Origin of the sequence: Dietzia sp. Cai40 (assembly GCF_014145165.1) — a bacterium.
Taxonomy (GTDB): Bacteria; Actinomycetota; Actinomycetes; order Mycobacteriales; family Mycobacteriaceae; genus Dietzia; species Dietzia natronolimnaea.
On the sequence record NZ_JAALEB010000161.1, the window covers coordinates 1 to 12,399 of the forward strand.

Sequence of the window (12,399 nt, forward strand, 5' to 3'; positions counted from 1 at the left end):
GCGGGACCGCCGGTAGGGCCGTACGGGTGCTCGACACGGCCGCCGGCCGCATGGTCGCCGAGGCCACCGCGCGCGGCCTGGCGCGCCTGGACCAGGTGGGGCCGGACTTCCCTGGCGTGGACCAGGGCGTCGCATCGTGGTGTCCCGTGGAAGACCGCGACGACGACGAGGTGAGCGGTTCCGAGCCCGGCGCGGCCACTGAGCACCTCGACCGGGTCGCGGACCAGCTCGAGGCCTACTGCGCGGGCCGCCTGCGGGAGTTCGACCTCCCCGTGGACTGGGCGGCCGCCGGTGTGCACGACGAGTTCTCCCGTGAGGTCTACCGCGAGATCCAGCGCATCCCCTACGGCGAGACCTCGACCTACGGGCAGATCAGCGTGGACGCCGGTCGGCCGCGCAACGCCCGGCGGGTGGGGCGGCTGTGCACCCTGGTGCCGGTGCCGTTCGTCATACCGGTGCACCGGGTGATCCGCGCCGACGGCGGGATGGGGAACTGTCCTGAGTACCGACTGCGGTTGCTCGAGCACGAGCGGCGCAACCTCACCGCTGCGGGACCGGTGCCGTTCGCCTGGACCGAAGCGGCCGGCGACTTCGGGTTGGACCTCCTCGTCGATTAGACCTCAGGCCCCTAGACATCAGGCCCGGCCGCCGCGCGCGGGATCTGACCTGGCGGTCCCCCGTCGGCGCCGGTTCGGTGTCGTACGTGTGTTCTATAGTTTGAGTCATGGAAAAGGGAGTGTGGGGCGCGCCGGGGCGGGGTTCGGAGACCGCCCCGCTGGCTGACGTTCTCGCGCTTCTCGAGGCCTCCGTGGAGGCTCTGTGCGAGGTCGATTGGTCGGACCATGACGCGGACTCGCTGGTCGAGGCCGTGGGGCGCGCCGAGATCGTGGCCCGCCGGCTGGAGTCCGCCGGATCGCGCGCCACGGCCGAACTGGCGGGACTGCACCGGCAGAAGGGCCGTTCCGCCGGGGGAGTCGCCGCGATGCTGGCGGAGAAGCTGGGCCTGGCCAGAGGCGTCGTGCACGGGCGGATCGAGGCGGGCGGAAGGCAGGCCACCCCGGCCGGGCGGGCGGCGGCGGTCGGGGAGATCACCGCCGAGCACGAGCGGATCATCGCCAAGGCGGTCTCCGGGCTACCCGGGACGATCGGCGGGGCCGCCAAGACCCGAGTCGCCGAGGAGCTCACGGAGTTCGCACGCACGGTCGCCCCGGCAGAGTTGAGGGCGGAAGCAGCCCGTCGGGTCGCCGCCCTGTGTCCTGACCGCGGGAAGGGCCGGGAGGAACACCAGGATCGGCAGCGCTCGGCCCGACTCGGCTCGGCCCGGCCCGACGGCACCAGCACCCTGACCATGACGCTGACACCTCGCGCCCGGGCCCTGGTCGAGCGTGCGCTGTGCGACTTCGGCGGACCCGGCGGCGCCGTGGCGTGTGCACCCGGGTCTGACGAGCGCACCCCGGAGCAGCGGGCGCACGACGCACTCGTTCACCAGTGGGCCCTCGGTTCGGCCGTCGACCCCACCCGGCCCAAGGGGATCGCCACCATCGTGGTGCGCGTGACGCCGGAGCAACTCGAGAAGACCGACGCACTCGTGGAGACCGATTCCGGCATCCAGCTCAGCGTCCGGCAGGCCGTCTCGATGGCCGGGTCGATGCCGTGGTTCGTCTCGCTCCTGCGCGACGGCCGCGAGGAGTTGCACCGGATCGACGTCGACGCCCACCCCGACCGGCGCCTGGCCTCGGCGATCCAGCGCCTGGTCCTCTACGCCGCGCACGGCGGCTGCACCTTCCCGGGATGCGCCGCACCGGCAAGGAGGAGCCAGTTCCACCACGTCGAGGAATGGTCCCGGGGCGGACCCACGACAGTCGGGAACGGCGCGTTGGGGTGTCCCGTGCATCACGCCTTCGTCGGCGACGGGCCGTCGTCGTGGAAGACCGTCGTGAATCCGGACTCGCCAGGTCGCTGCACATGGTTGCCACCCGGAGTCGACAGGCTCACCGATGTCTGACCCGTGTCCTCCCGCGACCTCGTCCTTCTCGGTTCGCATCGGGGCGCGTGATGGGTCCGCATGGGGTGTACGAGGTGTGCCGGACGGCTCGCGCTGTCACAATGCCCACGTGCCCGATTCCCCCGTTTCCGAGACTCTCTCACCCGAGTCCGCAGCACCTACGATTCCTTCCCCTGTGAGCGGCATGCCCCTGTCGTCGTCCGCGGTCTACGTCGCGGCCCCCGAGGGCGACACCGGGAAGTCGACCGTCGCACTCGGTCTCCTGCGCATCCTCGCCGGAACCGTGCAGAGGGTGGGGGTGTTCCGCCCGGTCACCGTCGCGCCACGTGTCGTCGGCACCGATACGGACTCCGACGCCGAGCCCGCTCGAGATCGCATCGTGGAGATGCTCCTCCAGCACACCACCGTCAACCTCGACTACGAGGACTGCATCGGCGTGACCAACGTCCGGGTGCACGAGGACCGCGAATCGGCGTTGGCGGAGATCGTGGACAGGTACCACGTGGTGGCCAGGCAGTGCGATGTCGTGGTGATCCTCGGGACCGACTACACGGGCGTGCCCAGTCCCACCGAGTTCGACTTCAACGCCACCCTCGCCGTGAACCTCGGGGCGCCCGTCCTCCTGGTGATCCGTGGCGCCGACCGCACACCAGGGGAGATCGGGACCAACGCCCGACTCACCCTGGAGGAGCTCCGAGTGGAGCACGCCCACCCGGTGGGAATCGTGGTCAACCGGTGCGACCCCCAGGCGCTGGAGGAGATCCAGGCCGAGCTCGCGCCCCTGGACCTGCCTGCCTGGACGCTGCCGAGCCAGGCCCTTCTCACCGCGCCCACGATGGGCGAGCTGGTGGATGCCGTGGACGGCACCCTCTACTCCGGGGACCCGGCCCTGCTCGACCGGGAGGTCATGGCCCTGATGGTGGGCGGGATGACCGGAGAGCGGATCCTGGAGCGGCTGGTGGACGGCATGGTCGTCATCGTCCCCGCGGACCGGACCGACGCCGTACTCGCGGTACTCACCGCGCACGCCGCGGAGGGCTTCCCCTCGTTGGCCGGGATGATCTGGAACGGCGGCCTGATGCCGAACGCGGCGATGGATCGACTGGTCCGCGGGATGCGCTCGACGTTGCCGATCGTGTCCACCGACCACGGCACCTACGACACCGCCCGCGTGGCCGCGGACACCCGAGGGCGGGTCTACTCCGGGTCCGGCCGGAAGGTCGAGACGGCGCTGAGCCTGATGGAGAAGCACGTCGACACCGAGGAACTGCTCGCCCGCCTGCGCGTGGACACCCCCGACGTCATGACCCCGCAGATGTTCGAACACCAGCTCCTCGAGCGCGCCCGCACCGACAAGCGACACATCGTGCTGCCCGAGGGCGACGACGACCGTATCCTCCACGCCGCCGGCCGACTGCTGCGCCGGGACGTGGCCGATCTGACGATCCTCGGCGAACCCGATGCTGTGCGCCGCCGCGCGGATGAACTGGGCATCGACCTGTCCGGGGCGCAGATCCTCGACCCGCGCACCAGCGAGCACGCCGAACCGTTCGCCAGGCAGTATGCGGAGCTGCGCGAGCACAAGGGCATGACACTGGACGTGGCCCGCGACAGGATGCTCGACATCTCCTACTTCGCCACGATGATGGTGCACACCGGCCTGGCCGACGGCATGGTCTCCGGCGCCGCGCACACCACCGCGCACACCATCCGGCCCGCGCTGGAGATCATCCGGACGAGGCCGGGTGTGAAGACCGTGTCCAGCGTGTTCCTCATGTGCCTGTCCGACCACGTCCTGGCGTTCGGCGACTGCGCGGTCGTGCCCACCCCGACCGCCGAACAACTCGCCGACATCGCGCTCTCCTCCGCCGAGACCGCCTCCCGGTTCGGCGTGGACCCGCGAGTCGCGATGCTCTCCTACTCCACGGGTGACTCGGGCAGCGGAGCGGACGTCGACAAGGTGCGTGAGGCCACCGAGATCGTGTGCGCGCGGATCGCCGAGGCCGCCGAGGGGGATCCGATGGCGGACCTAGTCGTCGACGGACCGTTGCAATTCGATGCCGCGGTCGACCCCACCGTGGCCCGCAAGAAGATGCCGGACTCGCCTCTCGCCGGCCGCGCCACCGTGCTGGTCTTCCCCGACCTCAACACCGGCAACAACACCTACAAGGCCGTGCAGCGCACCGCCGGGGCCGTCGCGATCGGGCCGGTCCTGCAGGGGCTCCGCAAGCCCATCAACGACCTCTCCCGCGGCGCGCTGGTGGAGGACATCGTCAACACCGTCGCCATCACCGCAGTTCAGGCGCAGGGCTCTGCCGAACAGGCGCGGGGTGTCGCCGGCGGTCGGGAAGGGGACTCGTGACCCGTGTCCTCGTCATCAACTCCGGCTCCTCCTCGCTCAAGCTGTCGATCCTCGACACCGCCATGGAGTCCGAGCTGGCGTGGGCTCTGGTCGAGCGCATCGGCGAGCCCGTCGGCACGCTGACCGTGCGACGCGGTGACCTGGCCGGTTCGCCGGGTGAGGAACGCACCGCCGAGGCCGCGTTCCCCGACCACACCGCGGCGCTCAGCCGGGTCCTGGAGCTGGCGGGCGAGCTAGGCGCCCACCCCACGGACCTGGGAGTCGAAGCGATCGGCCACCGGGTGGTCCACGGTGGGCCGGACTTCCACGATCCGGTCGAGGTCACGCCCGAGGTGGAGGCGGGCATCGAGAGGCTCGAGCTGCTGGCGCCGCTGCACAATCCTGCCAACCTGCGCGGGATCCGGGTGGCCCGCGAGCTGTTGCCCGGCCTGCCGCACGTGGCGGTGTTCGACACCGGGTTCTTCCACACCCTGCCCGCCGCCGCCCACACCTACGCGATCGACCGCGCGGTAGCCAGCGAATGGGACCTGCGCCGGTACGGTTTCCACGGCACCAGCCACGAGTTCGTCTCGCGCCGCACCGCCGAGATCCTGGGCCGACCGTACGACGAGCTCAACCAGATCGTGCTGCACCTCGGCAACGGGGCGTCGGCCTCGGCGATCTCGGGAGGCCGGGCGGTCGACACCTCCATGGGGCTGACTCCGCTCGAGGGTCTGGTCATGGGCACCCGTCCCGGCGACCTCGACCCCGGACTGATCATCCACCTCATCCGCGACCGGGGCATGTCTCCCGAGGACGTGTCCACCCTGCTCAACCGCAGGTCGGGGCTGGAGGGGTTGGCGGGAGCCCGCGACTTCCGGGAACTGCTCGCGCGGGTCGACGCCGGGGACGACGACGCCGTGCTCGCCTACGAGGTGGTCATTCATCGGCTGCGTCGCTACATCGGCGGCTACTGGGCGGTGCTCGGCGACGTCGGGGCCATCACCTTCACCGCCGGGGTGGGCGAGAACGTCGCCCGCCTGCGAGCCGACGCGCTGTCCACCCTCGGCGGGTGGGGAGTGGAGATCGACCCGGAGGCCAACGAGAACGGTTCCGGGGAACGCATCATCTCTACGCCCGGCAGCCGGGTCACGGTTCTGGTGGTGCCGACCGACGAGGAGCTGGCGATCGCCCGGGCGTGTGACACGGTCTTGGGGCTGGGGGAGTAGCAGAGCGACCTTTACCTAAGAACACTCTTAGGCCTACAGTGAGGGCCTCCCCCGGGCGTCGGCCCGGGCCCGACGAAGCTGGTCGATGCCGAACCCCCCAGGATCTCCGCATTCCACCGAGCCCGCCCGCGATACGCGGGCCAGCCGGTCACGAGGTCTTCGGAAGGTGGGGCTGATCCCGGTCGCACCCGCCGCAGCGGTCACCCTGGTGCTCGGCGGGGCCTCCGTCGCCAGGGCCGTCACCGCCACGCCATTGGACGCCCACACCGACCTGGAGTTCTCTCGTTCGATCGGCGGGAGATTGGATGGGTTACGGGTTTGGTTGCCCGGCGGGCCGTCGAACGGGTCCTCCGGCAGCTCCGCCGGCGGTTCGGTAGGTGACCTGTTGGGCGGTCTGACGAGCACCGGCGGTTCGGAGGGATCCGGCTCCGTCCCGGCCGCCTCCGCCCCTGCCACCTCCGCGCCCACCTCCCTGCCGCGTTCCCCATCGTCACCCGCCGGCCCCGACGACACCGGGCAGGTCCCGGTGAACTCGGTGACGCCGCGCGAGGGCGCGCCGTCGTCGGAGTGGGCACGCGCCAACTCGCAGGTCCGCGGATCCCTGGCGGAGACGGGTGTGGGTGCGACCGACCTGCTGCTGTGGGCGCTCACCGCCGCCGCGGCCGGGGTGACCCTGATCCTGTGGGCCACCCGGCGGCGCGGCGACCCCGGGGACTGAGCATCCGACACCCGGACGGGTCAGAACGTCGTTCGCGGCCGGATGCTGTTGGCCTGGTCCACCAGGCGGAAGCGCTGCTGACGGGTCTCGGTGGACCGCGCGAGGGTCCGTAGCACGGTCTCGGCGCCCGTCCTCAGTCCGAACTCGGTGAAGGGCACCCCGCGCATCAACGGTGAGGGCGAGGGCTCGTTGCCGGGAAGCTGGATCCAGGCGAGCGCGGTGGTGAGCACTGTCAGCCGGATCTGGAACGCCCGGTGCTCGCCGGCGGACAGGTTGGTGACCCGGCGCGCGGCCTCCCGCAGGTGGGACTCCTCGGTCTCCTGCAGGGGCCGCCCCTGGCACAGCAGCAGGATCGCCGTGAGGTTGGCCAGCGCCGAATAGCGCGAATTGGGCGGCACCCGGTCCAGTTCCTCGATCGCGGCCGACACCTCTCCGCGCCGCTGCAGCTGACGCGCCAGCCCGAACGCGGAGCTGACCGCCGCCCGGTCCACCGACCACACGGTGCGGTAGAAGTGCTCGCTCGAGCGCGCCCAGCGGGTCCGGTCCCCCTCCGGGCACACGTCGAGGATGAGTTCGGCCGTCGCGGCCAGCGCCAACTTGGGGCCGTTCTCGCCCGGCATGGCAGACAACACCTGCTGGAACTTCGGATACGCGCTCACGGGGTCGCCCTTGAGCAGGGCGATCACCCCGACGTACCAGACCAGGCGCCACTCCGAGCGCAGTCGGTGGGCGTTCTCCTCCAGCAGCGCCTCGGCCGCCGCGAGGTCGCCGCTCTCGAGGTAGGCGCGGGTCAGCGACATGATCACGCCCACGCTCTCGTGGGCCTCGGACTCCGAGTCGGAGTACAGCTCACGGAGCGTGTCGATCCGCTGCTCGACGGAGGTGTACGAGGTGGCGGCGAGGATGCGCCCGGCGGGATCGGAGGATTCCATCAGTGGCACGGGCAGGGCGTCGACGAGTTCGGCCCCGGTCAGGGTGGTGTCGCGGGCGTGGCCGTCGACGAGGAAGTCGGTCGGTTCGACCGTGAACAGCGTGCCGAAGGTGGACCGCTGCGGCGAGAACACCGAGGAGAACGCGGGGTGTGGTTTCCCGGTGCGCAGCGCCAGCACCTCCCGCAGCACCCCCATGAGCTGCCCGGCCATCCCGTTGGCGCTACGGAACCGCATGTTCGGGTCCTCGTTGGTGGAGCGCAGCAGGAACCGGTAGAGCGAGTCGTACCGGCTGAACACCGGCTCCTCGACGGGGGAGGGGATCCCGTCGGCGTAGCGGCCGTCGACCACCGGGAGCCGGACGATCAGCGAGGCCAGGGTGCGCCCCACGGTGTACAGGTCGGAGGCGATGGTGGGGCCGGTCACGGGGATCTCCGGTGCCTGGAAGCCCGGGGTGCCGTAGATGTGCCCGTAGTCGCCCACGCCCGAGACGGCGCCCATGTCGATGAGCTTGACGTGGTCCTCGGTGAGCATGATGTTCTCGGGCTTGAGGTCGTTGTAGACCAGTCCCACGGAGTGCAGGTAGGACAGCGCTGTGAGGGCCTCGAGGACGTACGCGATCGCCTTCTCCACGGGCAGGACCCGGCCGGGCGCCGACCGCCGCACGTCCCGCAGGCTGGGGCCGCCGACGTATTCCATGACGATGTATCCGCCGTGCGTGGGCGAGGTGGCCCAGTCGTCGTGGATGAAGTTGTAGATCCGGACGATCGACGGGTGGGAGAGCTCGGCCAGGATCTCGCGCTCGGCCACCGCCACCTCCTGCGCCTCCGCCTGGTCGGCGTGGAGCAGGCCCTTGAGCACCACCCACCGGTCGGAGACGTTGTGGTCCACCGCGAGGTAGATCCAGCCCATCCCGCCGTGGGCGAGCGCGCCGCGCACCTCGTACTGGTCGGCCACCACGTCGCCGGGCCGGAGCTCGGGCCGCGGGAGACGGCCACCGGAGGCCTCGCACTCGGCCTCGATGTCCTCCGGCGAGAGCATGGCCGAGTTGGGGTCCACAGGGATGATGTACGGCAGGTCCACCAGCCCCTCCGACGCCGGACTCGGCCGGTCCTCGGGCTTGCTGGGTTGCCGCATCCGGAACGGTGCCGAGCCGGTTCGGTCGCCGGTGGTGACCTCGCCGGTCCGGGCGGAGGGCCGCTCGGCGGGGACCGATCGGGTACGCGACTCGGGGTCGTCGGTGGTGTCCGCGGTGGCCACGGGCCCGGTGACGGCACCCGCCTCGTCGTCGCGGGAGCCCGGGCTGCCGGATGCGTCCGAGGTGCTGCCCGACCCCGCGGTGTCCTCGAGGTATCCCGTCATGGAGACGGCCCCGGTCGCGGAGATCGCCCCGGTGGCCTGCATCGCACCTGTGGCGGGCATCGCCCCGGTGGCGGCGACCGCCGACGTGGACTCCGTCGCCTCGGTGTCCCATGACGCCTCTGTGTGCCCCCGCGTCTCCGTGTGCCCCACCGCCTCCGTGTGCCCCGCCGCGCCCGTCACCTCGAGTGCGCCGGTGACCGACCCCGGCTCGGGGCGGAACGTGGCCTCGGTCCCCGCGGTCGGCTCGTCGACCGCGGGCCCGTCGTCCCATTTCCGGTAGCTCATCTGGGCTCCTCCGGCACGTAGGCCGGCGCGGGCATCCCGGGACTCGGGCCGAGCCCGGAGAGCCACGTGGAGTACATGCGGTTCCACGTGCCGTCGGCCCGGATCCGCTCGAGGGTCGAGTTGACCTGCCGGACCAGGCCGTCGGTGTTGTTACCGGGGGTCGACTTGGCGATGCCCACCCCGTACGGCTCCGCGTTGAGCTGCGGTCCGACGATCTCCAGGTACGGGTCCTGGGCGGTGATGCCAACCAGGATCGCGTCGTCCGTGGTGATGGCGTCCACCTGGTTCTGCTGGATGGCCACCAGGCAGTCGGCCCACGTGTTGACCGACAGCACCGTGAGCCGCTCCAGCTCCTCCCACAGTCGGGAGGCCGAGGTGGTGCCGGCCGCCACGCACACCCGCCGACCCTCGAGGTGTTCGATCTCGGTGATCCCGGAGCCCCGCACGGCCAGCACGCGCTGGTAGGCCTGGTAGTACGGCACGGAGAAGGTGATCAGCTCGCGCCGCGCGCACGTGATGGACATCGACCGGATCACCACGTCGACCTGGTTGTTCTCCAACGCCTCGATCCGGTTGACCGAGGTCAGGGAACGGAACTCGACCTGGCCGGGATCGCCGAAGATGTCCCGGGCGATCTCGCGGGCCAGGTCCACGTCGAAGCCGGTGAGCTGCCCGGTGCCCGGGTCACGGAAGGAGAACAGGTTGGAGCCCTGGTCCAGCCCCACGATCAGCCGCCCCCGCTGCCTGATGCGGGGGACGCGCTCCTCGGGCGGGGCGTCGTCCGGGCGCAGGCTCGGCAGCGGGTCGCAGGACTCGTCGGGGGTCACCTGGGGGAGTCCTGTCGGGCCGTCGGTGCTGATCACCGCTCCGGCCGGCAGCGGCATCACCGCGGACACCTCCGGGATCCCCACGTGATCCGACTCGGAGATCATCTCCCGGTCCGGCCCGCCGTCGCCGCCGCGCGCCTCGTCGTCGTCGACCCCGCACGCTCCGGCGAGCACCAGGGCGGCGACCAGAACGCCCCCGGTCACCACGCGGGCGGTCCGCCGCCCGGCCCACCACCTCATCCGCGCGCTCACAGGTACTCCCTGATCCGGGGTGCGATGCCCACGACCACGGCGAACGCGGCCAGGGCGGACAAGGCCATGATCAGGTCCGGCCCGGTGGCGGAGGTGCGCCGCGCGTTGTCGATGCGCGTGCGCAGCGTGTCGCGGGCTTCCTCGATGGCGTCCTGCATGGACTCGTCGAACTCGTCGAACGCGGCACCGGAATCGCCCTCCTCCTGGCCCGAGGAGATGGTGATGGCCCCCTGGTAGTCGCCCTGTTGGTAGAGCGAATCGGCGCGGTTCTGGGCGGCCATCCAGTCGTCCAGGGCCTCGATCGCGCTGGTGACGGCACCGTCGCCGTCCAGGCTGATGCGGCTACGGGACTGCTCGTCCGGGTCCAGGTAGACGGTCAACGAGTCACGGACGCCGCCGAGGATGGCGGCCCGCTCGGCCGCCGACCCCTCGGGATCGGTCCGGCGCACCAGGTTGAGCGTCTCCTGCGCGCGCACCTTCTGGGCGTCGATCCGCTGCCGGGTGAGCTCGTTCATCGGTGCCGCGCCCTCGGACAGGCCGCGCGCGTTGTTGTTGGCGGCCAGGAAGCCGGCGATCATGGTGAGCAGGAAGGTCGCCACCATGAGCAGCGAGGCCAGCGCCAACGCCGGGTTGACCCGCCGCCCGGTGATCTTCCACAGCCACTGCTGCAGCAGCACCAGCACCGCGATCGCCATCCCCAGCAGGATGAACGACCCCCACGGCGGCGAGGACCACTCGCGGTCGGACTCGCCCACCGAGGTGGACTGGCGGTCGTACAGGTCGGCGGCCGCCGGCAGGATCGTGTCCTGCATGAGCGTCGAGGCCGACGCGAGGTACGCCGAGCCGACCGGGTTGGCGACCCGGTTGTTGGTCCGCGCCGTCTCCACGAGGCCGGTGTAGGTGGTCAACTGGGCGTTGATGTGCGCCAGCTGGTCGATCGACTCCTCGTCCGAGCGGTCGAGGCCCAGGGAGGCGGCGATGATCGACGCCGACGAGGTGGCGATGGCCTGGAGGTACCGCTCCCTGAGCTCGGCGGGTTCTATCCCGCCGGTGATGAAGGCGGTGTTGGCCGCCGAGTCGGCGATGGTCAGGGAGCTGTACAGCGTCTGGGAGGCGTTGGCGACGGGCTCGACCTCGGCCAGCAGGGTCTCGTGATGGCTCTGGCGTTGGGTGATTGTCTGCGACGCCACGGTCCCGCCGAGCAGGATGGTGACGATCGCCGCCACCGCGAACACCGACATCCGCCCCGGTGTGGTGAGGACGTCGTTCCAGAACCGCGCGGCCCGGCGGCGGACCGGCCGGCGGGGGCTCGCGGCGAGCTTCTCGGAACCGGACCCCCCAGACGTTCCGGCACCGGACCCGGCACCCGGTCCCGACGACGACCCGGAGCGCGAGCCCGGACCGGAACCGGGTCGGGGGCCGGGTCCGGCGTCGTTGCTCCTGGTGAGGGTCGGGAGGCCCATCTGGTCTCTCACCTCCCGGTTCTCTCCCCGCCGGCGTCGAGGATCCGGTGGCGTGTGTTCCAGGTTAGTGAAGTGGCGGGGCGACGTCGGGCAGACTGGTCGAGGAGTACGCAGTTCCGCCCTATCCGGGGCGGATCCGGTCCGGTGAGGCGTCCGGTGGAGTGGAGGACCAGTGGCCACGAGTGAGGGTGACGGGAACGGCTGGGTGGTGTCGGCCGGCGGTGACCGACGGTGGGGCCGCTTCGGTGCCGCGGGCCTGCTCCTGCGCGCGGCCGACCCGACCGACCCCGACACCCCGCTCGTCCTGCTGCAGCACCGCGCGGTGTGGACGGCGTCCGGCGACACCTGGGCCCTGCCCGGGGGCGCGCGCGACTCCTACGAGGACGCGCCCCAGGCCGCCCTGCGGGAGACCCAGGAGGAGGCCGAGATCCGGCCCGCCGACGTGGTGGTCCGCGCCGTCCGGGTGACCTCGCGGATGCCCGGCACGGTGTGGCACCGGCCCGGACTGGACATGCGGCATGTGGCCGAGATGATGCGCCGCCTGCGGCCCGACCAGAAACACTCGGACGATCCGGGGGACCGCGGCCGGACGATCCCCCCGCTGGTGCAGGAGTCGACCGACGCGGTGGAGTGGACCTACACGACCGTGGTGGCCGACGCCCCGCGGCCGCTGGAGACCGTGCCCAACAACGAGAGCCTGGAACTGCGCTGGGTGCCCGAGACCCTGGTCGACGAGCTGCCGCTGATGCCCGCGTTCGCCCGCGCCTGGGCTGACGGTCTGCGCGCCCGGCCGGTGGAACTCGTGGTGGACGTGGCCAACGTGCTGGGTTCCCGACCGGACGGGTGGTGGAGGGACCGGGCCGGCGCCACCACGACGTTGCTCGACGAGCTGGGCTCGGCCATGCCGCGGACGATCGAGCTGCCCGACGGGTTCGGCTGGGTGGCCCGCGCCCACGCCGTGATCGAGGGGGCGGCCCGCCGGGCCGAG

9 protein-coding genes are annotated in these 12,399 nt (G+C 71.6%); 6 read left to right on the forward strand and 3 right to left on the reverse strand.

Annotated elements, in window-relative coordinates; genetic code table 11:
• The 5 genes from G6022_RS06875 to G6022_RS06895 form a co-directional block, all read left to right on the forward strand.
• On the forward strand, positions 1-617 hold a 617-nt coding region (locus tag G6022_RS06875), incomplete at its 5' end, for a methylated-DNA--[protein]-cysteine S-methyltransferase (RefSeq protein ID WP_241731094.1).
• A 107-nt stretch (positions 618-724) separates the two neighbouring features.
• Positions 725-2,005: an HNH endonuclease signature motif containing protein gene (locus G6022_RS06880; protein ID WP_182691241.1), complete on the forward strand. Its 1,281-nt coding sequence runs from the start codon at positions 725-727 to the stop codon at positions 2,003-2,005.
• 184 nt (positions 2,006-2,189) lie between these two features.
• Complete coding sequence (gene pta, locus G6022_RS06885) at positions 2,190-4,367, forward strand: phosphate acetyltransferase (protein WP_182639275.1); 2,178 nt, start codon at positions 2,190-2,192, stop codon at positions 4,365-4,367.
• Positions 4,364-5,575: an acetate/propionate family kinase gene (locus G6022_RS06890; protein ID WP_182639272.1), complete on the forward strand. Its 1,212-nt coding sequence runs from the start codon at positions 4,364-4,366 to the stop codon at positions 5,573-5,575. The genes pta and G6022_RS06890 overlap by 4 nt, the downstream gene beginning before the upstream one ends.
• Before the next feature lie 385 nt (positions 5,576-5,960).
• Positions 5,961-6,293 carry a hypothetical protein gene (locus G6022_RS06895; protein ID WP_182691243.1) on the forward strand — a complete coding sequence of 111 codons (333 nt, stop codon included), beginning with the start codon at positions 5,961-5,963 and terminating at the stop codon, positions 6,291-6,293.
• A 20-nt stretch (positions 6,294-6,313) separates the two neighbouring features.
• Here the strand turns inward: G6022_RS06895 and G6022_RS06900 are convergent, their stop codons facing one another.
• Genes G6022_RS06900 through G6022_RS06910 form a run of 3 tightly spaced genes read right to left on the reverse strand, consistent with a single transcriptional unit; the run spans position 6,314 to position 11,411 of the window.
• On the reverse strand, positions 6,314-8,869 hold the full coding sequence (locus G6022_RS06900) for a tetratricopeptide repeat protein (RefSeq protein ID WP_182691245.1): 2,556 nt from the start codon (positions 8,867-8,869) through the stop codon (positions 6,314-6,316).
• Positions 8,866-9,936, reverse strand: a complete 1,071-nt coding sequence (locus G6022_RS06905) for a glutamate ABC transporter substrate-binding protein (protein WP_182639814.1) — start codon at positions 9,934-9,936, stop codon at positions 8,866-8,868. The genes G6022_RS06900 and G6022_RS06905 overlap by 4 nt, the downstream gene beginning before the upstream one ends.
• An 8-nt stretch (positions 9,937-9,944) precedes the next feature.
• A complete protein-coding gene (locus G6022_RS06910; protein ID WP_182691246.1) occupies positions 9,945-11,411 on the reverse strand; it encodes a hypothetical protein in 1,467 nt (488 codons plus the stop codon).
• Positions 11,412-11,583: 172 nt separating this feature from the next.
• Here G6022_RS06910 and G6022_RS06915 point away from each other — a divergent pair.
• Positions 11,584-12,399 (forward strand): NUDIX domain-containing protein (locus G6022_RS06915; RefSeq protein WP_182691248.1); only part of this gene is annotated, 816 nt, incomplete at its 3' end.

Excerpts from the sequence above, each read along its gene's own strand:
- G6022_RS06880 (WP_182691241.1), top strand. The coding sequence starts at position 725 with ATGGAAAAGGGAGTGTGGGGCGCGCCGGGGCGGGGTTCGGAGACCGCC.
- pta (WP_182639275.1), top strand. The coding sequence starts at position 2,190 with ATGCCCCTGTCGTCGTCCGCGGTCTACGTCGCGGCCCCCGAGGGCGAC.
- G6022_RS06900 (WP_182691245.1), bottom strand. The coding sequence starts at position 8,869 with ATGAGCTACCGGAAATGGGACGACGGGCCCGCGGTCGACGAGCCGACC.
- G6022_RS06905 (WP_182639814.1), bottom strand. The coding sequence starts at position 9,936 with ATGAGGTGGTGGGCCGGGCGGCGGACCGCCCGCGTGGTGACCGGGGGC.
- G6022_RS06910 (WP_182691246.1), bottom strand. The coding sequence starts at position 11,411 with ATGGGCCTCCCGACCCTCACCAGGAGCAACGACGCCGGACCCGGCCCC.